Source organism: Allobosea sp. RAF48 (assembly GCF_052114025.1).
Lineage (GTDB): Bacteria > Pseudomonadota > Alphaproteobacteria > Rhizobiales > Beijerinckiaceae > Allobosea.
The window spans coordinates 143017-166796 of sequence record NZ_JBFRDZ010000005.1; the positions used below are offsets into that span (position 1 = coordinate 143017).

Here is a 23780-nt window from a genome sequence, read left to right on the forward strand (position 1 = left end):
GGTTGTCATGTCATGACCTGCGCCATTTCCCTGTCTTGCCCCGGGCGGCTCCCGCCGCCCGGTCGGAGTTGCCTTCCATGAGCAATGCCGTCGTCACGCGCTTTGCGCCCTCGCCCACCGGATTCCTGCATATCGGCGGAGCTCGCACGGCGCTGTTCAACTGGCTCTATGCCCGCCGCCAAGGCGGCAAGATGCTGCTGCGCATCGAAGACACCGACCGCGAACGCTCGACCGATGCCGCTATCGCAGCGATCCTCGACGGGCTGGAATGGCTCGGCCTCGATTGGGACGGGCAGACCGTTTATCAGTTCCAGCGCGCGGCGCGGCACCGCGAGGTGGCCGAGCAGATGCTCGCCGCCGGCAGGGCCTATTACTGCTACGCCAGCCCGGCCGAGCTCGAGGAGATGCGCGAAAAGGCCCGCGCCGAGGGCAAGCCGCTGCGCTATGACGGCCGCTGGCGCGACCGCGACCCGTCGACTGCGCCGGACGGCGTCAAGCCCGTCATCCGCCTCAAGGCACCCCAGACCGGCGAGACGGTGGTGAACGACGAGGTGCAGGGCCGGGTCGTCTGGCAGAACGAGAATCTCGACGACCTCGTGCTGCTGCGCTCGGACGGCACGCCGACCTATATGCTCGCCGTCGTGGTCGACGACCACGACATGGGCGTGACCCATGTCATCCGCGGCGACGACCATCTCACCAACGCCGCCCGCCAGACCCAGATCTACGACGCGCTCGGCTGGGATGTGCCGAGCATGTCGCATATCCCGCTGATCCACGGGCCGGACGGCGCCAAGCTCTCGAAGCGCCACGGCGCGCTCGGCATCGATGCCTATCGCTCGATGGGCTACCTGCCGGCGGCCCTGCGCAACTATCTGGTGCGGCTGGGCTGGAGCCATGGCGACCAGGAGGTCTTCTCCACGCAGGAAATGATCGACGCCTTCAACCTCTCATCGATCGGCCGCTCGCCGGCGCGCTTCGACTACGCCAAGCTCGAGAACCTCAACGGGCTCTACATGCGCCAGTCGAGCGACCGCGAGCTCCTCGATGCGCTCAAGGTCATCCTGCCGGAGATCGGCCCGGCGCGCGGTATCGGCCAGACGCTGTCGCCGGAGCTGGAAGCGAAGTTCCTCGCAGCCATGCCCGGCCTCAAGGAGCGCGCCAAGACGCTGGTCGAGCTGCTCGACAGCGCCTTCTATCTCTATGCCCAGCGCCCGCTGCAGCTCGACGACAAGGCCAAGAGCCTGCTCGACGAAGCCGCGCGGCAGCGCCTGCCGAAGATCGCCGAGAAACTCGCCGTGGTCAGCGATTGGGCTCCTGCGCCGCTGGAGGCGGCCGTGCGCGCCTATGTCGAGGAGAGCGGCATCAAGCTCGGCCAGGCGGCGCAGCCGCTGCGCGCCGCGCTGACCGGCCGCGCCATGTCGCCCGGGCTCTTCGACGTGATGGCCGTGCTCGGTCGCGACGAGACGCTGGCGCGGCTCGCCGACCAAGCCTGAGCTGTCGTAAATGGGGCATCGCCGCTGCCGGGCGGTGCCCCTCTTTCAGCTTTCAAGCTTGCGCACGCCGCCTCGCGGTGGCGGCGTGCTCGCTGCTCGCGCAGATATGATCCAGGCGCGGTTCCAATCGCCTTTCGGCTTGGTTGAATGCACTGGGCAAATGGTCTAGTGACGCGCAAGTGCGTTGCGCGGCCACACCGTGGCGGAGCACGAATATTGCTTGTATATCAGCCACATGGGTCTCCTTCCACATCCCCTTCCGACATCATCCCGTCACATCGCGGGCCTCGGATGGGAAAAGGCTGGCGCGGAAGCGCCGGCGGATAGGCGAAACAGGTGCTGAACAGCAGCGAGCCTTGAAAGGATCGGTATCGATGAGCGGAAACACGAGCCAGCTCCAGGTCGGCGACAAGACCGTCGACATGGCGATCAAGCAAGGGTCGGTCGGCCCTGCCGTCATCGACATCGGCAAGCTCTACGCCCAGACGGGCATGTTCACCTACGACCCCGGCTTCACCTCGACGGCGAGCTGCGAGTCGCAGATCACCTATATCGACGGCGACCAGGGCGTGCTGCTCTATCGCGGCTACCCGATCGAGCAACTCGCCGAGCACGGCGACTTCCTCGAGACCTGCTATCTGCTGCTCTACGGGGAACTGCCGACCGCCGCGCAGAAGGCGGATTTCGACTACCGCGTCACGCGCCACACCATGGTGCATGAGCAGATGGCCCGCTTCTTCCAGGGCTTCCGCCGCGATGCCCATCCGATGGCCGTCATGGTCGGCTCGATCGGCGCGATGTCGGCCTTCTATCACGACTCCACCGACATCTCAGACCCGCATCAGCGCATGATCGCCTCGATGCGTATGATCGCGAAGGTGCCGACGCTGGCGGCGATGGCGTTCAAGTACACCGTTGGCCAGCCCTTCGTGTATCCGCTGAACTCGCTGGACTACACCTCGAACTTCCTGCGCATGTGCTTTGCGGTCCCGGCCGAGGAGTACAAGGTCAATCCGGTGCTGTCGCGCGCGCTCGACCGCATCTTCATCCTGCACGCCGACCACGAGCAGAACGCCTCGACCTCGACCGTGCGCCTCGCCGGATCCTCGGGCGCCAACCCCTTCGCCTGCATCGCGGCCGGCACGGCCTGCCTGTGGGGGCCCGCCCATGGCGGCGCCAATGAGGCGGCGCTCAAGATGCTCGAGGAAATCGGGACCGTCGACAACATCCCGAAATACATCGCCAAGGCCAAGGACAAGAACGATCCGTTCCGCCTGATGGGCTTCGGCCACCGGGTTTACAAGAACTACGACCCGCGCGCCAAGATCATGCAGAAGACCACGCATGAGGTGCTGAACGAGCTCGGCATCAAGGACGACCCGCTTCTGGACGTCGCCATCGAGCTGGAGCGCATCGCGCTGCACGACGAGTACTTCATCGAGAAGAAGCTCTATCCGAACATCGACTTCTATTCGGGCATCACGCTGAAGGCGATGGGCTTCCCGACCTCGATGTTCACTGTGCTCTTCGCCGTCGCCCGCACCGTCGGCTGGATCGCGCAGTGGAAGGAGATGATCGAAGATCCGTCCCAGAAGATCGGCCGCCCGCGCCAGCTCTATACCGGCGCGCCGCAGCGCGATTACACGCCGATCGGCCGTCGCTGATCCCGGCGCAGCACGAACGCCAGCAAGGGCGCGGTGGTTTCCACCGCGCCCTTATTGTTTCGGAAGATTGATCAAAGGCATGCGGGTGATCGGCGAGCGCGTCTGGGTAGAGTCGCGTCTTCCAACGGAGATCCGTGCATGACCGAAAACCATCTTCTCGACCGCCGCGCCTTCCTGATCGGCGCCGGAGCCGCGAGCCTCGCCGGCACGCAGGCGCAGGCCCAGGCCGCTTACCCGTCCCGTCCGATCACGCTGGTCGTGCCCTTCGCCGCCGGCGGCTCGACCGATATCGTCGCCCGCCTCGTCGGCCAGAAGATGAGCGAGCTGCTCGGTCAGAACGTGGTGATCGAGAACCGCGCCGGGGCCGGCGGCAATGTCGGCTCCACCGCCGTCGCCCGCGCCGCGCCGGACGGCTACACCCTCCTCCTCGGCACCATCTCGACCCATGCCCTCAACCCGGCGATCCTGAAGACCGTCACCTTCGACGCGGTGAAGGACTTCACCCCGATCTCGCTGCTCGCGATCGTTCCCAACGTGATGGTGGTGAACCCCAACTTCCCGGCCAAGACCGTGAAGGAAGTGCTGCAGGTGCTGAAGGACAATCCGGGCAAGTACTCTTATGCCTCCTCCGGCGTCGGCACGCCGCTGCACCTCTCCGGCGAGCTGTTCAAATCGCTCGGCGGCGTCCAGATGAACCATGTGCCCTATCGTGGCGCCGGCCCGGCGCTGAACGACGTCGTCTCGGGTGCGGTGCCGATCATGTTCGACAACCTGCCCTCCTCGGCCGGCGTCATCCGTAATGGCCAGCTTCGGGCGATCGGCGTCACCACCAAGGAGGGCGTCGCGTCCTTCCCGGACGTGCCGACCATCGCCGAGAGCGGCCTGCCGGGCTACGAGACCTATACCTGGAATGCGCTTTTCGGCCCGGCCAACCTGCCCCGCCCGATCGTCGAGAAGATCAACCAGGCCGCCAACCAGGCGCTCAGGGACGAGAAAGTGAAGAAGAAGCTCAACGACGTCAGCGCCGATATCGTCGGATCGACGCCGGAGCAGCTCGGCGAGCACGTCAAGACCGAACTGGCCAAATGGGCGCCGATCGCCAAGGCGTCCGGCGCGGTCGTCGAATAAGCCGGCTTACAAACTCAAGCCTCGAGGCGAGCAGGCGAGGAGACCAACGCCAACGCCGCTTCGACGGCGTTGGCAGCCGGGCTGGGCCCCGCCGAGCGCATGATGGTCTCAACCTCGGCGAAGCCGTCCAGCTGCGCCTGCCGTTCGGGCCCCTCGGCGAGCGCCGCCAGCAAATGCCGGCCCAAGGCCTCCGCCGTCGCATCATCCTGGATGAACTCCGGGACGACGTTCCGACCAAGGATCAGGTTCGGCAGGATGACGCTCGGCAGCTTGACGAGCCGCCGGGCCAGCACGGCCTCCCAGCCTGCCCCACGATAGGCTGCTACCGTCGGCACGCCAGACAAGGCCAACTCGAGCGTCACGGTACCGGAGGCGGCCAGGGCCACGCGGGCTTCTCGGAAGGCGGCGAGCTTGGCGGCCTCGCCGCTGACGATCTCCGGCGCGACCGACCAGCGCGCCGCGGCCTCAGCGATCATCGGTTGGAGCCGCGCGACGGCCGGCAGAACGAAGCGCGCCCCGGGAACAGCCGCTGCGACCCGTGCGATCGCCTCGCCAAAAACCGGCATCAGATGATGGATTTCCGAGCGGCGGCTGCCGGGCAAGACCAGCACCAGCGGCTGGGCCGCATCATCCCGGGCACCTTGCTCGGCCGGGTTCGGCCGCAATTCGGCGAGACGCTCCATCAACGGATGGCCGACATAGATCGTCTGAGGACCCTGCAGCCGCGCGAGAGCAGCCGGTTCGAACGGCAGCAGCGCCAGGATGCGATCGACATGCGGCGCCATGCGACGTGCCCGGCCGGAGCGCCAGGCCCAGACGCTCGGGCAAACCCAGTGCGCGATTGGGATATGAGGGGCCCGGGCCCGAACTTTCTTCGCCACGCGCAGGCAAAAATCCGGACTGTCGATCGTCAGCAGCAGATCCGGCTGAAAATCGGCAATCCCACGGGCAGCATCCTCCATCCGCCGCAGTAGCAGCGGCAGGCGCGCGATCACCGGGCCGAAGCCCATCACCGCGATGTCGGCTTGCGGAAAGAACGGCAACAGCCCCGCTTGCGGCAGGCCATGATCGCCCACCCCGCGCAGCTCGATGGGGCGATCGCCCAAGCGCTCGTGCAGGGCCGCCAGGAAGCGCAGCGCGAGCGCATCGCCTGAGGCCTCGCCCGCAATGATGGCGAGCTTGAAGGGTCGCATCAGGCGATGCCTTCGATGAACAGGCCGAGCTGATCCGCCTGCCGCCCAAGCGCCGCGCGGTCGCCGACCAACACCTCGCCCGCCTTGAGCCCGATGCCCGACAGGCCGGCGTCGGCGATGTTACGCAGGGTCTCCGGGCCGATGGCCGGCATATCGACGCGGAGATCCTGTCCCATTTTCGGGGCCTTCACGAGGACGCCATCGCCCTTGCCGATCTTGAGGCGTCCCCGCGCGACGAGATCCGCCACGCGCTTGATCATCGCGTCAGTGCCCTCGGCAGCCTCGATCGCGATGACCCGGTGGTCGGCAAGGATCGCCGCCTGGCCGACATCGAACGGCGACAGCGCCGCCAGCAGCGAGAAACCGCGCTCGAGCAGAGCCTGCTGCACGGGCGCCGCCTGCCTGCGGCCGAGCGCCCCGCGAGGCGCGGTCAGCTCCGGCGCGATGTCCGCCGGGCCGTGGACGCGGAAGCCTTGCTCCTCGAAGAAGCGGACGACACCACGCAAGAGATGGTCGTCGCCGCCCTGGAAGGCGCGGGCGAAGTAAGGCAGATATTTCAGGGTCGAGGCTTCAGGCCGCAGCGCCCCGAAGCTGGGTCGCGGCAGGCTTCCCAGCATGACGATGTCGACGATGCTGCGTCGGCGCAGCTCGCCGAGCAGGCTGCCGAGCTGGCCGAGACGGTAACTCTGCACATCGGCATCGCCGAAAGCAGCTGGGTCGGCCGCGCCCTCCAGTGCCGCGATGAAGGGACGCTCGCCATGGTCGGCGAGGTTGCGGGCCAATCGGAGCGGGTACTCGCCGGCACCCGCGATCAGCACGAGCGGGCCGCGTGCGGCTCCCGCGGCGCTCACCGCTCCGTCGGAGCGACGTCGCGCGGCATGCAGAGCGCCTTGTCGCCACCTTCCCTGATGAAGTCCAGGATCTCGTGGACCAGAGGGTGCGAAGCGAACTCGGCCGCGACGTCCTCGACCCGTTCGGTCAAGGTTCCTTCATCGGCGAACAGCAGGCGGTAGGCGCGGCGCAGCTCGTGGATCTGCTCGCGCGTGAAGCCCCGGCGCTTGAGGCCGACGAGATTCAACCCGACGAGGTGGGCGGGGTTGTCGCGGATGGTGCCGAAGGGAATGACATCGCTCAACACCCCGGCGCCACCGCCGATGAAGGCATGATCGCCGATACGGATGAATTGCTGCAAGCCGGCGCCGCCACCGACGATGACGAAGTTGCCGATCGTGACATGGCCGGCGCACATCACGTTGTTGGAGAAGATGACGTTGCTGCCGAGACGGCTGTCATGGCCGACATGCGAGTTGGCCAGGAAGAAGCAGCGGTCACCGACGGAGGTCACCATCCCGCCGCCTTCCGTGCCCGGATTCATCGTAACGCCCTCACGGATCTGGCAATCCGCGCCGATGGTCAGCGTCGAGGGTTCTCCCCGGTACTTCACGTCCTGCGGCGGATGACCGATCGAGGCGAAGGGATAGACCCGCGTGCGGGAACCGATCGTGGTGCGGCCGGCGACGGAGACGTGGCTGACAAGTTCCACGCCCTCCCCCAGCACGACATCCGGCCCGACCGTGCAGAACGGTCCGATCCGGACCCCCACGCCGAGCTGCGCCTTGGGGTCGACCACCGACATGGGATGGATGGAGGGGCTCATCGGGAGCTGGTCCTGATCTCGCAACACCGTGGCCTCAGACGACCATCGCCGAAATTTCGGCCTCGGCCACGAGCACGCCTTCCACCCGCGCCTCGCCGCGATAGAACCAGATGTTGCGCTTGCGGGCGAGCTTGGTGAGATGGAAGCGCAGCGTGTCGCCCGGGATGACCGGCTTGCGGAACTTGGCCTTGTCGATCGTCGTGAACAGGACCGTCTTGACCTCCTGCTCACCGACAGCCCGAGCATTGACAACCAGCACGCCGGCGGTCTGCGCCATTGCCTCGATCATCAGCACGCCCGGAAAAACCGGGCGCTCCGGGAAGTGGCCGGTGAACTGCGGTTCGTTGACGGTGACGTTCTTGATACCCACGCCGGAATCGTCGCCGTTGATCTCGACAACGCGGTCGACCAGCAGGAAAGGATAGCGGTGGGGGATGCTGGCCATGATCTTCTGGATGTCGATCACACCCAGCGTCGTCGTCGCCTCGCTCATCGTCTGTCTTCTCCTGGGCCCCGTCCCTGAGCGGCGGCTCGCATTCTCTTCAACATGGTCGACTGCGAAAACCGTTTCCGCAATCGGCAGCAATTCCAAAGCGTTCCGCCCGTTTGCCGGAAACAGGGCAGCTTCGGCAACAGAAATTTCTCAGCACTGCGAAAGAAAGAACCAGGAGCTTGTGCGCCGCTATCCGGCAGCCTGGCTTCATTCCTCGGGCGTTTGGGATTTCCGGCCGCGCTTCGCAACCAGCGTCTTGAGCAAGGCACTCTCCCGCGCCCATGCCAGCGCCGGCTGAGCCGGATAGCCGCCATACCGCGAGCCGCGCGGAACATCGCCGGCGACACCGCTCTGAGCGGCGATCTGGGCACCAGCCCCGACCGTGAGATGTCCAGCAAGGCCGACCTGCCCGCCCAGCACGACGAAGTCCTCGAGCGTGGAGGAGCCGGCGAGGCCGGTCTGAGCACAGATCACACAATGGCGGCCGATGACGCAGTTGTGCCCGATCTGTACGAGGTTATCGATCTTCGTACCTTCGCCGATCACCGTATCGCGACTGGCGCCGCGGTCGATGCAGCTGTTGGCGCCGATCTCGACGTCATCCTGGATGATGACGCGGCCGACCTGCGGCACCTTCATATGCCCTTTCGGGCTCATGGCGAAGCCGAAGCCATCCTGCCCGATGCGGGCGCCCGGATGGATGATCACGCGGTTGCCGATCAGTGCGGACTGGATCGTGCTGCCTGCTCCGATCGAGCAATTGCGCCCGATCCGAACCTGCGGACCGATCACCGCATGCGACGCAACGACAGTGCCCGCCCCGACTTCCGCGCCGGGGCCGATGACGGCCCCCGGGTCGATCGTCACGCCGGGCTCGATAACCGCCGTGGCATGAACGATGGCGCCGGGCGCCACGCCTTGGGAAGCGAACACGGACTCCGGCCGCAAGGCCGTGGGAAAGCACCGCGCCAGAACCTTGGCGAAGGCATGATACGGCGCAGGCGAAACCAACGCGACCGTGCCCGCAGGAACGCGGTCGGCGAAGCGCGGCGAAACCAGGCACAGGCCCGCTTTCGTTGCCGCCAGCGCCTCGGTGTACTTGGGATTGTCCATATAGGCCACGTCGGACGGGCCGGCCATTTCCAGGGCCGCCGCCCCCTCGACGCGACGCGACGCGTCGGCGCCTGCGGGCAATTGCGAGCCCGAAATGCCTGCGACCTCGCTGAAATCGAGCGAGGTCGCGAAAGGAAAGAAGATGGGATCTGCCATGACTGGGTCCGGAGCGGGGCGCTGGGCCCCGCCGCGTCAGAAGCGGGTGCCGCCCGAGAAGCGGAAGGCCTGGAGACGATCGCCGCCGTACTTGCCGGCCAATCCGGTAGCCGGGTTCACGCCGTACTGACCGTCGTCCTTGGTCAGAGCATAGGCGTAGTCGAACCGGATCGGGCCAAGCGGCGACTGCCAGAGCAAGCTGACGCCGACCGACGAACGCAGGACGTTCTTGTCGCGAATACAAGCGATGTTGCTCTGAGCACCGCCGGTGACGACGTTGAACTGACGCGCCTCCGAACCCGCCGGGCAGTTGAAGACAACCGCCTTCGAACCGCCGTCGTAATTGAACAGCGTGCCGGCGTCGGCGAAGACCGCGCCCCGCAGACCGATATCGCGCGGCAGGCCGAAGATCGGGAACTGCACTTCGACGGTGCCGCCGAAATAGGTCGTGCCACCCACGGCGTTCGCGGTCGGGTCGTTCAGCACGTCGCGCGGCCCGATGCCGGACGGCGCGAAACCGCGAACCAGTGTCGGTCCGAGGAAGTAGTGGTCGACCATGCGCAGGTTGCCGCTGGTCGCCTGAACGTGGCCGCCCTGAACGCGGACGAATCCGACGACGTCGTCGAAGATCTCGCGATAGTAGCGCGCGTCGGCCGCGACACGGAGGAACTTGGAGTCGCCACCGAGGCCAGCGAATTCCGGCTTCAGCTCCGCGATGAAGCCGTTGCGCGGGCTCTGCACGCTGTCGAGCGAGTTGTAGTTGAAGTTCAGGCCGACGAGCGAAGTCAGGGTGTCGCCCTGCGCTTCCTTGACCGCCACCGTCGCTTCGCCGTTGGTCACGCAGTTGTAGATATCGGTGGGGCCGCCCGTCGGCGTAATGCCGGGGATCGGGTAGGTACAATCGTTATAGGGACGATTTGCCTCGTTCGGAATGGTGATATTGGTCTGGTAGAGCGAGTAGCGCGGCGTGATCGAGAACTCTTCCGTGATCGGGAAGGTGAACCGCACCTGACCACCGGTCACGCGGCTCTCGAAACGGCCGGTGTTGTAGTTGTCATTGTACTTCGAGAACAGATCGATACCGGCCGCCACGCGATAGCCCAGGAAATAGGGCTCGGTGAACGAAAAATCGATGCCCTGCGTGCGCTGGCCGACCGTGCCCGCGATGCGAACGAACTGACCGCGGCCGAGGAAGTTCGACTCCGACAGCGAGATTTCGCCAATGACACCGTCCGAGGTCGAATAACCGCCGGCGATCGAGAACGAACCGGTCGCCTTGTCCTCGACGTCGATGTTGAGGATGACACGATCCGGCGCCGAGCCAGGCTCGTTGGTGATCCGGACCTTGTTGAAGAAGCCGAGATTGTTGAGACGGCGCTCAGCGCGGTCGATCATCACCTTGTTGTAGGCGTCGCCCTCGCCGAGATCGAGCTCACGGCGAACCACATAGTCGCGGGTACGGGTGTTGCCGCGCACGTTGATGCGCTCGACATAGACCCGCGGCCCCTCGTCGACGACGTAGGTGATGCCGATCGTGCGGCCAGACGCGTCGCGATCGCCGCGCGGGCGGACCTGAGCGAAAGCATGGCCGCGACGAGCAACCTCGGTCGTCAGCGCAACCAGCGACTTCTCGACCGCCTCGGCATTATAGGTATCGCCTGCCGACGTAGCGACGTAGCGCTGAAGCGCCGCCTGATCGACATCGCGCAGCGCGGAATCAACGGCGACGTTGCCGACCTTGTATTGCGGACCTTCCTCGATCTGGATGTCGACGACCCAACCGCCAGCCGCATCGTCGAAGCGAGCCGTGTTGTTGACGACCTGGAAGTCGGCAAAGCCGTTCTTCAGGTAGAAACGCCGAATGAGATCTAGGTCGGAGCTGATCCGGTCCGGATCGTAAACGTCGGAGGTCTTGATCCAGCTCAGGAAATTCGACTCGGTGGAGCTCATCAGGCCGCGCAGCCGGCTCGCCGAGTATGCCTCGTTGCCGCTGAAATTGATCGACTTGATGCCGGTCTTGCCGCTCTCGTTGATGGTGAAGACCACGTCCTGGCGACCATTCGGCAGCGGCGCGATACGGCCGCTGACCGAGGACAGGCCATAGCCGGCGCGGCGATAGGCCTCGCGCAGGCGCTGGATGTCGGAATCGATGAGCGCCTGGCTGAGCGGACCACCGGCGCGCGACTGCACCAGCGGCGCGAGCTGATCGCTCTTCAGGCGACGGTTACCCTCGAAAGCGACACGGTTGACCGTGCCGTTCTGCTCCTGGACCGTCACGACGGTCTGCGAACCGCGGCGGCTGACCTGAACATTGCTGAACAGGCCAGTGGCAAGAAGGCTCTCGCGAATCTCCTGGGGGTTCTCGCGCCCGGCGGCATAGGAGCGAATGGTCTCCGCATCGACGCGCCGATTGCCGTGGACGACCACAGCCTGCGCAAACGCCACACCACCACTCACGGCCAGCATCAAAGCCGAAAGTCCGATCGATCGAGAGAGCCGCAGTTTGGTCGGCCGGCTCTGTTGGGTCGACGTCATCGGGTCGCCTATTCCATATCTCTGGTCACCACCCCAAACGGGGACCGCCGTCAGACGACGGCAGCACGGGGACATTGCGGTTCAATCGCTTCTACAAAGTTTCCGGCAGGGTGCAAACCGGGATCATCGTTAACAAAAGATTTTTAACGACCTCGTTGCGGACGAGCCACGCGGCTCGCCGCGATTTTGCCCCAAAGCGCCACGGCGCCCGGATTTCAGAGCATTCCACGCACGTGGACAATGTCGTTCCAGGTCACGAACAACATCAGCATCAGCACCAGCGCAAGCCCCAGCCGGAAGCCGATCTCCTGCGCGCGGGGGCTCAGCGGGCGGCCGCGCAGCGCCTCGTACAGGTAAAACATCAGGTGGCCGCCATCGAGCATCGGCACCGGCAGAAGATTCATCAGCCCGATCGAAACGGACAGGATCGCCGCGAGATTGAGCAGTCCGAGCAAGCCGCCACTGGAAGCAACGAGGCCGGAAACCTGTGCGATCCGAATCGGCCCCGAGAGCTGGTCGGTGGATTCGCGCCCCTTCAGCAGCTTCGCGATATAGTCGTAGGTGCGGGTGACGACGAACCAGGTCTCGGCACCGCCCATCCGCAGGGAATCGATCGCGCCGAAGCGCTGCGTCGTCCAATCCTCGGGCTTCGGCGACGCCCTGACTCCGATGACGCCGATCCGCTGCGTCCCGACCGGCGTCTTGAGCTCGGACAGAGCCGGCGTGACCGGCAGATCCAGCGCACTGCCGTTGCGGTCCACTGTGACCGTCAGGCGCTCCTCCGGCCGGGAGGAGATGATGCGCTGCATTTCGGAGAAGCTGTCGACCTTGTGCCCGTCGATCGCAATGACGATGTCGCCGGCCTTCAGCCCGGCGCTCTCCGCAGCACTCCCGGCCACGACGGCATCGACGCGCGGGATCAGGACCTGCTTGCCGAACAGGAAGACCGTGCCGGCGAAGATCAGAATCGCCAGCAGGAAATTGGCGATCGGGCCGGCGGCGACAATGGCTGCGCGTTCGGCGATCGATTGTGCCGGAAGCGAACGGGCGCGCTCCTCCGGCGTCATTCGCCGGACGGCCGCGTCATCGGGGGCGCTCGCGGCATCGGCATCGCCCGAGAATTTCACATAGCCGCCGAGCGGAATCAGCGCGAAGCGCCAGCGCGTACCGTGGCGATCCGTGAAGCCGAACAACTCCCGCCCGAAACCGATAGAGAAAGTCTGCACGTCGACGCCGCACCAGCGGCCGACGAGAAAGTGCCCGAGCTCGTGAACGAAGACGACAAGCGTGAGAACGAACAGGAACGGCAGCAGATAGCCGAGCGCGAAATGCCCAGCATTCCAGAGTGACGCCGCAAATTCCATCGAGCTCTCCCGTTCCTCGTCCTTAGGTGGCAGTGAACGGCGCTTGCGACAAGAGCGAGGCGGCTCGGCGCCTGGAATCTTGGTCAACGGCCAGCGCGGCCGCGATATCGCGCGGGGCTTCTCTTGTCACAGGCATGGCCGCGCAGACCGCCTCGACGAGCGCGGGGATTCCGGTAAAGCGCAGCCGCCCGGTCAGAAACGCTGCGACGGCCACTTCATTTGCGGCGTTCAGCACAGCGGGCATGGCTCCCCCTTCGCGCAATGCGGCGATCGCAAGGCCAAGCGCCGGAAACCGGTCGAGATCCGGTCTCTCGAAACTCAGCGGTGCCGAGGTCGCCAAATCGAGGAACCGTGCGGGCGGCGCATCGAGGCGGCCATCGATGCCGAGACAATGGGCCGCAGCAACCCGCATATCCGGCAAGGCCATGCCCGCACTCACCGAGCCGTCCCGGAAAGTGACCAGCCCGTGGACGATCTGCTGGGGATGGACGAGCACGTCGAGCTGATCGGCTTCCAGCCCGAACAGGAAGCGGGCCTCGATCAACTCGAGCCCCTTGTTCATCATGCTCGCGGAATCGACGGTGATCTTCGCGCCCATCGTATAATTTGGGTGCTTCAGCGCCTGCTCGGGTCCGGCCGCTGCGATCCGCTCCGCGCTCCAGGTCCGGAAAGGACCACCGGACGCAGTCAGGGTCATGCTGTGGACCGCGGAGAGAGGCTCCGCCCCGAGAACCTGGAACAGCGCGTTGTGCTCGGAGTCGAGCGGCAACAAGCGGGCAGCGACCTGGGCCGCCCGGATCATGACGGCCTCGCCGGCACAAACGAGGCTCTCCTTGTTGGCGAGCGCGATCGTTCGACCGGGCAAGAGTGCAGCGAAAGTCGCCTCCAGCCCCGCCGCTCCTGAAATCGCGCTGACGACGATATCGGCAGGGCGCGCTACCGCCTCCAGCACGGCCGTTCGCCCTGCCCCGCTCGCAATACCGGTGCCCGTCAGCGCCTCCCGCAATGCCGGCCCGCCGGCCTCATCAGCCAATGCGGCGAAGGAAGCTCCCGTTTCGATCGCGACTTGCGCCAGCGCGGCCGCATCCTGCCCGCCGACAACCGTTCGGATCGCCAGCCGTTCCGGGTTTTCCGAGACGATGTCGCGGACCGAACGTCCGACGGAGCCGGTCGCTCCGAGAAGGGTCACAGTACGAAGCGGCATCGGCTCAGATGTTGAGATGGATCGCGAAAAGCGCAAGCCCGGCCAGTACGAGGACAGCCCAGTAGCCGTCGAGCCGGTCCAGAAAACCGCCATGCCCGGGGATCAGCTTGCTTGAATCCTTGGCATCGAAGCGGCGCTTCAGCGCGGACTCGAACAGATCGCCCGCCTGGCTGACAATCGATCCGGCCAGCGATGCGGCAATGACCGGGCCGGCTGCAGTCAGCCCTTCGAACACCGGCGACAGCCGCCAGACCAGATAGCCCCCGATCGTCCCGGCCACCGCGCCTCCGATCGCGCCGGACCAGGTCTTCTTCGGACTGACACTCGGCATCAGCTTGGGACCGCCGAGGCTGCGCCCCGTAAAATAGGCGGCGATGTCCGTGAACCAGACCACCGCGAAGCTCCACAGGATAAGAGCAAGCCCGATGCCCGGCAGATCGCGCATGGCCGGCGTGACCAGCGCAAAGGCGAGCGCATAGGCGAGCCCGCAGAACTCCAGCGCGAGGCGAGAGCGCACGAAAGGCGTGGCCAGCGCACCCAGCAGCGCCGCCGCGGCCGCCGCGCCCGCCAGCGCAGCCGGGCTCGCAGGAGAGAAGGCCAGGGCGAGGCCGGCAACGACCACGCCGATGCCGGCCGGAACCGCATTGCCGCGGCTGACGATGGCCAGCCATTCATAGGCCACGACGCCGGCCACCAGGGTCCAGATCAGGCGAAACGGCCAGCCACCCCAGATCGTCACAAGCAGGATCAGCGCCGCGAGCACGAGCGCCGAGACGACCCGGAGCTTCAGCTCGCCCGGGCCCGGTCGCGGCGCAGCTGGAACAGGCTCATTCACGCGACGCCCACGCTGCGGCCGGCGGGAGCGGACACACCGCCGAAGCGGCGCTCGCGCTGCCGGTATTGCGCCAGAGCGTCCTCGAACACGGCGCGATCGAAATCCGGCCACAGCACCGGCACGAAGACGAACTCGGCATAGGCGGCCTGCCACAGCAGGAAGTTGGAGATGCGCGTCTCGCCCGAGGTGCGGATCACCAGCTCGGGATCCGGCAGGTCATGGGTATCGAGATGGCCGCCAATCGCAGCTTCGTCAATCGCGGCCGGGTCGATGCGCCCCGCCACCGCATCGGCGGCAAGGCGCCGCGCCACGCGCACGATCTCGTCGCGCGAGCCGTAGTTGAAGGCGATGACCACAACCAGGCCGGTATTGGCGCGGGTGCTGGTCTCGGCATGCTCGACCAGCCGGCGCAGATCGGCGGCAAGGTTCTCGCGATTGCCGATGATGCGGACCCTGACATTGGCCGCCGAGAGCTCCGCCAGATCCTTTTCGACGAAATGCTTGAGCAGCCCCATCAGGAAGGTAACTTCCGCATAGGGACGGCGCCAGTTCTCGGTCGAGAAGCTGTAGAGGGTCAGGACCGAGAGGCCGAGATCGCTGGCGTTGCGGACGGTGCGACGCAGCGCCTCAAGCCCGCGGCGATGGCCCTCCTGACGCGGCAGGCCGCGCATCTGCGCCCAGCGGCCATTGCCGTCCATGATGATGGCGACATGGGCCGGGTTGGGCACATCTGCCTCACGCTGACCGGATGACATGCGGATGTGCCTCGCTCGGCCGGAAGGGCGCAGGACAGATCCTGCGCTGGGGATCAGACGTGCAGGATTTCCTTTTCCTTCGCCGCGAGCGCCTGATCGATCTCGGCGATGTGCTGGTCCGTCGCCTTCTGGACAAGGTCGGAATTGCGGGCGGCATCGTCCTTGGTCATGTCGCCGTCCTTCTCCAGCTTCTTGACGACATCGATGCCGTCGCGGCGGACATGGCGCACCGAGACCTTGGCCTCCTCGGCATATTTATGCGCGACCTTGACCATCTCCTTGCGGCGCTGCTCGTTCAGCTCGGGGATGCGGATGCGCAGCACCTGGCCTTCCGTCTGCGGGTTGAGGCCGAGATCGGATTCGCGCACCGCCTTGTCGACGGCGTTGACCATCGAGCGGTCCCAGACCTGGACGCTGAGCAGGCGCGGCTCCGGCACAGAGACCGTGGCGAGCTGGCTGAGTGGGGTGCGGGCGCCATAGGCCTCGACCTGGATCGGGTCGAGCATGTTGGCAGAGGCGCGGCCGGAGCGCAGCGAGGCGAGGTCGCCCTTGAAGGACTGCACCGCACCGGCCATGCGGCGCTTGATGTCGGCGAGGTCGAACGTCGTCTGGGCCATTTCAATCGGGACCTTGCAGATAATCCAAAATCGGCGCGACCATGGCGGCGAGGCCGCGCAGGGTCAAGAATTACATGCTCGAACAGCATGTTCCCCCACGCCGGGCAAGGGGAAAGCGGCGGATCGAGCTGAATCACGATGAGGCGGCAGGACGGGCTGGTCCGCCGCCTCGGGATACATAGATCAGTCTAGAGGCTCACAGCGCCGCAAGCCAGCACCGCCGGCAAAGAACCACGGAGAAAAACGTGCCCCGCCTGAACCGCATCGTCGAGACCGCGCTCTATGTCGAGGACCTCGACCGCGCCCGCGACTTCTATGAAGGCAAGCTCGGCCTCGCGCCCCTGCTCAAGACGAAGACCCTGTTCGCCTATGATGTCGGTGGCGCGAGCGTGCTGCTGCTGTTCCTGCGCGGAGGATCGTTGCAGACCCAGAGCTTCGACAACGGGAGCATTCCGCCGCATGATGGCAGCGGCGCGCTGCACATCGCCTTCGCCATCGATGCCGAGGAGCTGGCCGCCTGGGAGGCGAAGCTGGCTCAGCTCGGCATCGTGGTCGAGGGGCGCATGCAATGGGATCGCGGTAGCAAGAGCCTCTACTTCCGCGACCCGGACGGGCACATGCTAGAACTGGCGACTCCCGGCCTGTGGCGGACCTACTGAACGAGGAGGGCTCCGCTCAGGGCGTTACGTAGGTCGCCCTGCCCTCGCCGCGCAGCACGGCGGCGAGCGCCCCCGTCTCGGCAATCGAGAAGACGACGATGGTCAGGCTCGCATCGCGAGCGAGCGCGAAGGCGGCCGTGTCCATCACCTTGAGGTCGCGCCTGATCGCATCCTCATGAGTCAGCGTGTCGTAGCGGGTCGCAGCCGGATCCTTCTTCGGATCGGCACTGTAGACGCCGTCGACCTGCGTCGCCTTGAGCAGATGGCTGCAGCCGAGCTCCGCCGCGCGCAGGGCCGCGCCTGTGTCGGTGGTGAAGTACGGGTTGCCGGTGCCGCCGCCGAGGATAACCACCTTGCCATTGCTGAGATGGTCGAGCGCGCGCTTGCGGGCGTAGCTCTCGCAGAGCGACGGCATCGGCACCGCGGACATCGCACGGGCCGGCGCGCCGGCGGCTTCGATCGCGTGCTCCAGAGCCAGCGCATTCATGACAGTGCCGAGCATGCCGATCGAATCGGCAGTCGTCCGATCGAGCCCCTTGTTGAGGCCCTGCACGCCGCGGAAGAAGTTGCCGCCACCGACCACGATGCCGATCTCGACCCCCTCCCGCGAGGCATGGGCGATGTCGGCGGCGAGCGCCGTCAGCGTGTGGCCATCGAGGCCGGAACCCTGCGGTCCCGCAAGGGCTTCGCCGGAGAGCTTCACGAGAACACGTTGGGGTCTCATCGATATCTCTCCGTCAGTTCTGGGCTGGCCGCGAACGATGCGACCCCCTTCCTACAAAAAAGGCCGCGCAATGCGCGGCCTTTTTCGCATTCGTTCCCAGGCTTGTCAGCCCGTGGTGCCGCCGGCGGCCGCAACTTCAGCCGCGAAGTCCTGCTCTTCCTTCTCGATGCCCTCGCCAAGCGCGAAGCGGGCGAAGCCGGTGAGCTTGACCGGAGCGCCGACCTTGCCCTCGATCTCCTTGAGGACCTGCGAGACCGACTTCGAGCCGTCATGGATATAGGCCTGCTCCAGCAGGCAGTACTCCTTGGCGTAGCTCTTCAGGCCGCTCTCGGTGATCTTGGCGAGGACATGCTCGGGCTTGCCGGCGTTCTTCTCGGCCAGGATCGCCTTCTCGCGCTCCAGAACCTCCGGGGCGACGGAAGCGAGGTCGAGCGCAACCGGGTTGGTCGCCGCGACATGCATGGCGAGCTGGCGGCCGAGCGTGGCGAGCTCATCCGAATTGCCGGTCGACTCCAGCGCGACGATAACGCCGATCTTGCCGAGGCCGTCGGCGATCGCGCCGTGGACATAGGAGCCGATCACGCCCGCGGAAACCTTGAGCGAGGAAACGCGGCGCAGCGTCATGTTCTCGCCGATGGTGGCGATGGCATTGGCGATCGCGTCCTGCACGGAGCCGCCGCCAGGATAGTGATGGCCGAGCAGCGCCTCGACATCGCCGCCACGCTCCAGCGCGACATCGGCGATGGTCTTGGCAAGTGCCTGGAATTCCGGGTTGCGGGCGACGAAGTCAGTCTCGGAATTGACCTCGACGACAACGCCTTCGTTGCCCTGCACGGCGACGGCGACGAGGCCCTCGGCGGCGACGCGGCCGGCCTTCTTGGCGGCCTTCGACAGGCCCTTTGCGCGCAGCCAGTCGACGGCGGCTTCCATGTTGCCGTCGGTCGCAGAAAGGGCGGTCTTACAATCCATCATGCCCGCGCCGGTCTTGTCGCGGAGTTCCTTCACGAGTGCGGCGGTGATCGCTGCCATCTGTCCTGTCCTTGCTGTCGTTGCGGCACAGGCCCGAGGGCCGGCCGCGGATCGGAATGTCCGGACGCCTTATGGGGCAACGCCGACGCTCCGTTTCCGGTCGTCGGCGCTGGTCGGCGTCAAATCGAGAGCCTGATTGCGACGCGCCGATGACGCGCCGCCATCATGCAGTCTGTATCAAGCGTCGGCGAGTTCGCGCGCCTGGGCAACCCAGCCCTCGCGCTCGATCTTGCCGCCGAGCTTGAGGTCGTGGTCGACCTTGGTCACGTCGGCCGGCGACATCGCCGCGATCTGCCAGAAGTGATAGATGCCGCCGTCGTTCAGCTTCTGGACCGCGTCGGGGCCCATGCCGGAGAGCTTGGTCAGATCGTCCGGAGCGCCGCGCGGAGTGGTCAGCGTCTCGAAGGCCTGGCCCTCGCCGGCGACCGGCTCGAGAGCCTCTTCGACGACCGGAGCGGCCGAGGCGCCAAGGTCGATGCCCTGGTCGCCCGAGGCGCGGCCGATGCCGTCGATCGCCGCGCGGGCGATCAGGTCGCAGTAGAGCTGGATGGCGCGGCCGGCGTCGTCATTGGCCGGGACCGGGAAGGTGATGCCGTCCGGATCCGAGTTCGAGTCGACGATCGCGGCGACCGGGATGCCGAGGCGCTGAGCCTCCTTGATCGCCAGCTGCTCCTTGTTGGTGTCGATCACGAAGATCATGTCGGGCGTGCCGCCCATATCCTTGATGCCGCCGAGCGCCTTCTCGAGCTTGTCGCGCTCGCGCGCCAGCATCAGGCGCTCCTTCTTGGTCAGGCCGCTGCCGCCGCCGTTGAGCATCTCGTCGACCTTGCGCAGGCGCTGGATCGAAGCCGAGATGGTCTTCCAGTTGGTCAGCATGCCGCCGAGCCAGCGGGAGTTGACGTAGTACTGGGCCGAGCGCTTGGCCGCATCGGCGATCGAGTCCTGCGCCTGGCGCTTGGTGCCGACGAAGAGGACGCGACCGCCGCGGGCGACGGTGTCCGAGACCGCCTGCAGGGCGCGATGCAGCATCGGCACCGACTGCGACAGGTCGAGGATGTGGATGTTGTTGCGGACGCCGAAGATGAACGGCGACATCTTCGGGTTCCAGCGGTGGGACTGGTGGCCGAAGTGGGCACCGGCCTCAAGGAGCTGGCGCATGGAGAAATCAGGCAGAGCCATGGTATTCTTGTCCTTCCGGTTGAGCCTCTGGAGCGCGAATGAACAGGCATGAGCTGCCGCGTCACCGGAACGCCTCGTAGGAAAGAGGCGATACGCTCCATGTGGGATGGGCTGCGCCTTACTAGGGATGGCGCCGCATTGCAAGTCGCCGAGCCAAGAAAGGCCGGTTCGACTTGTGAAAATCCCGCGCGAACGACGCGCGGGACGATTGATCGGTTACTCCGGTGCGGGCGGGAGGCCCCGGCCCGTCGTCACTGCGGCAGCTTGGCGCCCACCTGCTTCACGAGATCGCCAATCTGCTTGCAATAGGCGGCCGGCGTGCCGTTCTGCGCCTTCGCGATCACCTCGATGTTCTGCTCCATGCCCATGGCCGAGATCGTGCCCTTGCGGCGGGCGGCCTCCGCGGCGTCGCCGCCGCTTGCGTCGGCCGGCGCGGGGATGAGAGCGATCAGCTTCTTCTGCACCTCGACGGCTGCACCGTCGATATGGCCCCTCTCGGCGCAATAGCCGAGAATGCCGAGCTGATTGCGGGCTGCCTGATACGCGACTTTCAACTGGTCTGCCTGCGTCTGGGCGAAGGACGGAGCGGCGGACGATAGAACCGCGACGGCTGACGCGGCGATCAACGACTTATAAAAGATCATATTGGATATCCTCGGGCTATTATGATCCCAAGCATGCCACCATGCTCGCCCCCCAAGCGCATTCTGACTAGCCTCTGCGTCCAGCTTGCTCAACCTGCGACAATGCAGGCCCGGCAGGAAGGCGACAGCGGGCATGGACAGCGGCGCCCCCTCGCCCTCCTCTTGCTCGGCCGCCCTTCGCAGCGCACAGAGACGCCGGTCGCGCTCGCTCCGCGTCTGCGAAACGGACCGGCACGGGCATGATTCTCGACCTCAGGACGATCTTCGTTACCGGTGCGCTGACCTGCTTCATCATCGGTGTGATGCAGCTGATGACCTTTGCCACCGGGCGCTTCAGCCGCAGCCCCGTCTGGTGGGGAACAAGCAGCCTTTGCATCGGAACGGGCCTCCTCGGCGCGGCGTTCCGCGACGCTATTCCGGACCTGATCTCGATCGAGTTTGCCAATACGGCGATGCTGGCCGGCTGCCTGCTGCTGCTGTTTGGCATCCGCCATTTCGGCGGGCGCGAGCTGCACTGGTTCGGCTTCGGGATCACCCTCCTCGCAGTCTGGATCCTGCTTTCGCTTTCGCCGGGCGAGCAGGGTTATGCGACACGAGTCATGATCGTTGCAGGCGTGATGGCATTCTGCGACGCCGCAATCGTGCGGGAAGCCATTCGCCTCGGATTGCAGGAGAAACTGCGCTCGGCCTGGCTGCTTGCGGCGCTGTTTGCTCCGACAGTCCTGATCTATGTCGGGCGCATCGGGTTGGCGGCGTTTGATCGCGTCGGCACGACGCTCTTTCCGCGCGACGCCGGAGCGAATGCCTGGCTCGCGGCGACCGGCGTCGCCTTCATCATCCTGCGCGGGCAGGCGCTGCTGTTGCTCGCCACGGAACGCTCCAACCGTATGCTGGCGTCGCTTGCCCGGCGCGACCCCCTGACCGGCGCGATGAACCGCTCCGGTGTCGAGCAATGGCTCGACCAACAGGTCCGCGGGCGGCAACGGGGCGAAGTGCGGGTCTCAGTCCTTCTCGTGGACATCGACCACTTCAAGGCGCTGAACGACACGCGCGGCCATGCGGCGGGCGACGAAATCCTGCGGGTCTTCGCCCATGCCGTGCGGGGTCAATTGCGCAGCGACGACATCCTCGCCCGGCAGGGTGGCGACGAATTTGCGGTCATCCTCCCCGGCGTCGGCGTGCGCGAGGCCGTCCGGGTGGCCGAACGGATTCGCGGTGTCTTCAAGGATGCGCTGGCCGGGGCCAACGACCTGGCGGGTCCGCCGACGCTCAGCATCGGCGTCGCCGAAACCGACCTGCGCACCAGCAACCTCGACCAGTTGCTGGCTGAGGCCGACGAAGCGCTCTACCGGGCCAAGCGCCTCGGCCGCGACCGTGTCCAGGCGCAGCTCAAATTGGCCGAAGCCTGAGTACCTGGCCCCGGCGCGTTCAAGCCTCCCCGGAAAAGGGATGGAACACCCGCAACCGGTGCCCGTCCGGGTCGCGCGCAGTGAAGGTGCGGCCGAAATCGAGGTCGGTCGGCTCCTGCAGGATGGCGATGCCGCGTTTACGCCAATCCGAGCAGGCTGCATCGACGGCCCCAGCGCTCGCGACCACCATGGCGATCTCGGCCGCGCCGCCGGATCCGGCCGTAGCCGGCTCGACGGTATGGCGCGACCACAGGCCGAGCCTGACCCCAGACGGAAGCGCAAACATTGCGAAGGTAGGCGACAGCTCGAGCGGCTCGCTGCCCAGCAATTCCGCATAGAAGCGGGCACTCGCTTCAGGGCTGTCAACATGAAGCAGGATGAAGTGGGCGTCGAACATGATGGCCTCCGAAGGTTTCGAGATAGCGGGAGACTAGAATCAGATGCTGCCAATTTCCGGCAGCGTCGTTCACGCTGATGGGGCAATCCCTTCCTTCTCGCGCCAGACCTTGAGCAGCGCCTGCCGCCGTTGTGGATAGCGGCTCTCCTGCGTCTCGAACCGCGTGAGCCGGTCCGTTCGAAAATGCCGGAAATCCTGCCGCAGCTCGCACCAGGCGACGAGCACGCGGACATGCTCGAAGAAGGACAGCGCGAGCGGCCAGACCACACGCCCGCTGACGTGGCCCTTGTCGTCGCAATAGCCGATGGCGGCCTTGCGCCCCGCGCGGATGGCCTGACGGATCGCTGCGAGATCGATTTCGGGTGCATCCACGGCCTTTCGCCCCGGGCCGAGAATCAGCGCCGCCTCCTCGACGCGGCCGGCCATGTCGGCAGGCAGAACGGCGACGATCTTGGCCATGGCGTCGCGCGCCGCAAGCGCGAGCGCTCCGTCCGCGCGGTCCGCCACCCAGCGCGCACCCAGCGCCAGCGCCTCGATTTCCTCCTCGCTGAACATCAGCGGAGGCAGCATGAAGCCCGGCTTCAGCACATAGCCGAGCCCGGGCTCGCCTTCGATCGGCGCACCCTGCCCCTGCAAAGTGACGATGTCGCGATAGAGCGTGCGAATGCTGACACCGAGCTCGGCTGCAAGCTTGCGCCCCGAGACCGGACGGCGGTGTCGGCGCAGCACCTGGACAAGATCGAGCAGACGCTGCGCGCGCGACAAGGGCTTGAACCTCAGCCCGGCAGATCGCTGGCCTTGATCCGCGTCACGTCGAGTTCGGCCATCTCGGCCCAGGCCTTGGCGAGCGAGCCTTCGAGATCGATGGCGCGGCAGGCATCTTCGACGACATAGGTGTCGAAACCGGCTCGGGCCGCATCCTGCGCCGTCCAGCTCACGCAGAAATCGGTCGCCAGGCCGACGATGACGGCCCGCAGGATGCCGCGCTCCCGAAGATAGCCGGTCAGGCCCGTCGGCGTCCGGCGGTCCGCCTCGACGAAACCGGAGTAGCTGTCGACCTCGCGGCGATAGCCCTTGCGGATAATTGTCTGAGCCCGAGCCAGATCGAGATCGGCGCGGAACTCCGCCCCCTTCGTGCCCTGCACGCAGTGATCCGGCCAGAGCACCTGCGGCCCATAGGGCATCTGGACCATCTCGAACGGCTTCTTGCCCGGATGGCTCGACGCGAAGGAGGAATGGCCGGCCGGATGCCAATCCTGCGTCAACACGATGTTGGAGAAGCTTTTTGCCAGCGCGTTGATGACCGGGACGACTTCATCGCCTTTGGTGACGGCGAGGCTGCCGCCGGGGCAGAAATCGTTCTGGACATCGACGACGATGAGGACGGTACGCTCGTCGATCACGGGCTGCTCCTGTGCCTTGGCTGCGCGCGAGGCCGCCGCCGCGGTCAGGATCGTCGCTCCTGCGATCAACCCGCGCCTGTCGATCCCGCCCCGATCCGTCATGACCCGCCTCCCACCGACACTAAC

General features: G+C 66.2%; 23 protein-coding genes. 5 read left to right on the forward strand and 18 right to left on the reverse strand.

What is annotated here, in order from left to right:
* Positions 1-77 precede the first annotated feature (77 nt).
* From gltX to AB4Z10_RS11570, 3 genes are all read left to right on the forward strand, one after another.
* A complete protein-coding gene (gene gltX, locus AB4Z10_RS11560) occupies positions 78-1496 on the forward strand; it encodes a glutamate--tRNA ligase (RefSeq protein ID WP_441470547.1) in 1419 nt (472 codons plus the stop codon).
* A 374-nt stretch (positions 1497-1870) separates the two neighbouring features.
* Positions 1871-3160, forward strand: a complete 1290-nt coding sequence (gltA, locus tag AB4Z10_RS11565) for a citrate synthase (RefSeq protein ID WP_441470548.1) — start codon at positions 1871-1873, stop codon at positions 3158-3160.
* A 138-nt stretch (positions 3161-3298) separates the two neighbouring features.
* Complete coding sequence (locus AB4Z10_RS11570) at positions 3299-4288, forward strand: Bug family tripartite tricarboxylate transporter substrate binding protein (RefSeq protein WP_441470549.1); 990 nt, start codon at positions 3299-3301, stop codon at positions 4286-4288.
* A 14-nt stretch (positions 4289-4302) separates the two neighbouring features.
* Here AB4Z10_RS11570 and lpxB read toward each other — a convergent pair whose 3' ends face one another.
* The 11 genes from lpxB to frr form a co-directional block, all read right to left on the reverse strand.
* Positions 4303-5481 (reverse strand): lipid-A-disaccharide synthase, encoded by a 1179-nt coding sequence (gene lpxB, locus AB4Z10_RS11575; protein WP_441470550.1) that lies wholly within the window; start codon positions 5479-5481, stop codon positions 4303-4305.
* Positions 5481-6332, reverse strand: a complete 852-nt coding sequence (locus tag AB4Z10_RS11580; protein WP_441470551.1) for an LpxI family protein — start codon at positions 6330-6332, stop codon at positions 5481-5483. Before AB4Z10_RS11580 ends, lpxB begins: the two co-directional genes overlap by 1 nt.
* Complete coding sequence (gene lpxA, locus AB4Z10_RS11585; RefSeq protein WP_441470552.1) at positions 6329-7138, reverse strand: acyl-ACP--UDP-N-acetylglucosamine O-acyltransferase; 810 nt, start codon at positions 7136-7138, stop codon at positions 6329-6331. Before lpxA ends, AB4Z10_RS11580 begins: the two co-directional genes overlap by 4 nt.
* 34 nt (positions 7139-7172) lie before the next feature.
* Entirely contained in the window at positions 7173-7631 is a 459-nt protein-coding gene (gene fabZ, locus AB4Z10_RS11590) for a 3-hydroxyacyl-ACP dehydratase FabZ (RefSeq protein ID WP_441470553.1), read from the reverse strand.
* A 207-nt stretch (positions 7632-7838) separates the two neighbouring features.
* Positions 7839-8900 carry a UDP-3-O-(3-hydroxymyristoyl)glucosamine N-acyltransferase gene (lpxD, locus tag AB4Z10_RS11595; RefSeq protein ID WP_441470554.1) on the reverse strand — a complete coding sequence of 354 codons (1062 nt, stop codon included), beginning with the start codon at positions 8898-8900 and terminating at the stop codon, positions 7839-7841.
* A 36-nt stretch (positions 8901-8936) separates the two neighbouring features.
* On the reverse strand, positions 8937-11435 hold the full coding sequence (gene bamA, locus AB4Z10_RS11600) for an outer membrane protein assembly factor BamA (RefSeq protein WP_441470555.1): 2499 nt from the start codon (positions 11433-11435) through the stop codon (positions 8937-8939).
* Positions 11436-11650: 215 nt separating this feature from the next.
* Entirely contained in the window at positions 11651-12799 is a 1149-nt protein-coding gene (gene rseP, locus AB4Z10_RS11605) for an RIP metalloprotease RseP (RefSeq protein WP_441470556.1), read from the reverse strand.
* A 22-nt stretch (positions 12800-12821) separates the two neighbouring features.
* The gene (dxr, locus tag AB4Z10_RS11610) at positions 12822-14003 is read right to left on the reverse strand and encodes a 1-deoxy-D-xylulose-5-phosphate reductoisomerase (protein ID WP_441470557.1); all 1182 of its coding nucleotides are present in this window, start codon (positions 14001-14003) and stop codon (positions 12822-12824) included.
* A 4-nt stretch (positions 14004-14007) separates the two neighbouring features.
* Positions 14008-14838 carry a phosphatidate cytidylyltransferase gene (locus tag AB4Z10_RS11615; RefSeq protein ID WP_441470558.1) on the reverse strand — a complete coding sequence of 277 codons (831 nt, stop codon included), beginning with the start codon at positions 14836-14838 and terminating at the stop codon, positions 14008-14010.
* On the reverse strand, positions 14835-15593 hold the full coding sequence (locus tag AB4Z10_RS11620) for an isoprenyl transferase (protein WP_441470559.1): 759 nt from the start codon (positions 15591-15593) through the stop codon (positions 14835-14837). The genes AB4Z10_RS11615 and AB4Z10_RS11620 overlap by 4 nt, the downstream gene beginning before the upstream one ends.
* A 53-nt stretch (positions 15594-15646) precedes the next feature.
* Positions 15647-16210 carry a ribosome recycling factor gene (gene frr, locus AB4Z10_RS11625; protein WP_441470560.1) on the reverse strand — a complete coding sequence of 188 codons (564 nt, stop codon included), beginning with the start codon at positions 16208-16210 and terminating at the stop codon, positions 15647-15649.
* A 245-nt stretch (positions 16211-16455) separates the two neighbouring features.
* Here frr and AB4Z10_RS11630 point away from each other — a divergent pair, with 245 nt between their 5' ends.
* On the forward strand, positions 16456-16869 hold the full coding sequence (locus AB4Z10_RS11630; protein WP_441470561.1) for a VOC family protein: 414 nt from the start codon (positions 16456-16458) through the stop codon (positions 16867-16869).
* Positions 16870-16885: 16 nt separating this feature from the next.
* Here the strand turns inward: AB4Z10_RS11630 and pyrH are convergent, their stop codons facing one another.
* The 4 genes from pyrH to AB4Z10_RS11650 all read right to left on the reverse strand — a co-directional run bounded on the left by pyrH (position 16886) and on the right by AB4Z10_RS11650 (position 20445).
* Positions 16886-17593, reverse strand: coding sequence for a UMP kinase (gene pyrH, locus AB4Z10_RS11635; protein WP_441470562.1), 708 nt, complete (start codon positions 17591-17593; stop codon positions 16886-16888).
* A gap of 105 nt (positions 17594-17698) precedes the next feature.
* On the reverse strand, positions 17699-18622 hold the full coding sequence (gene tsf, locus AB4Z10_RS11640; protein WP_441470563.1) for a translation elongation factor Ts: 924 nt from the start codon (positions 18620-18622) through the stop codon (positions 17699-17701).
* Between the two features lie 177 nt (positions 18623-18799).
* Positions 18800-19801 (reverse strand): 30S ribosomal protein S2, encoded by a 1002-nt coding sequence (locus AB4Z10_RS11645; protein WP_441470564.1) that lies wholly within the window; start codon positions 19799-19801, stop codon positions 18800-18802.
* A gap of 251 nt (positions 19802-20052) precedes the next feature.
* Positions 20053-20445: a pore-forming ESAT-6 family protein gene (locus tag AB4Z10_RS11650; protein ID WP_441470565.1), complete on the reverse strand. Its 393-nt coding sequence runs from the start codon at positions 20443-20445 to the stop codon at positions 20053-20055.
* A gap of 239 nt (positions 20446-20684) precedes the next feature.
* On the opposite strand from AB4Z10_RS11650, the gene AB4Z10_RS11655 reads away from it, so the two are divergent.
* Complete coding sequence (locus tag AB4Z10_RS11655) at positions 20685-21854, forward strand: GGDEF domain-containing protein (protein ID WP_441470566.1); 1170 nt, start codon at positions 20685-20687, stop codon at positions 21852-21854.
* A 19-nt stretch (positions 21855-21873) separates the two neighbouring features.
* Here AB4Z10_RS11655 and AB4Z10_RS11660 read toward each other — a convergent pair whose 3' ends face one another.
* The 3 genes from AB4Z10_RS11660 to pncA form a co-directional block, all read right to left on the reverse strand.
* Complete coding sequence (locus AB4Z10_RS11660; protein WP_441470567.1) at positions 21874-22251, reverse strand: VOC family protein; 378 nt, start codon at positions 22249-22251, stop codon at positions 21874-21876.
* 69 nt (positions 22252-22320) lie between these two features.
* On the reverse strand, positions 22321-23016 hold the full coding sequence (locus AB4Z10_RS11665) for a helix-turn-helix transcriptional regulator (RefSeq protein WP_441470568.1): 696 nt from the start codon (positions 23014-23016) through the stop codon (positions 22321-22323).
* Between the two features lie 11 nt (positions 23017-23027).
* On the reverse strand, positions 23028-23756 hold the full coding sequence (pncA, locus tag AB4Z10_RS11670) for a bifunctional nicotinamidase/pyrazinamidase (RefSeq protein ID WP_441470569.1): 729 nt from the start codon (positions 23754-23756) through the stop codon (positions 23028-23030).
* Positions 23757-23780 lie beyond the last annotated feature (24 nt).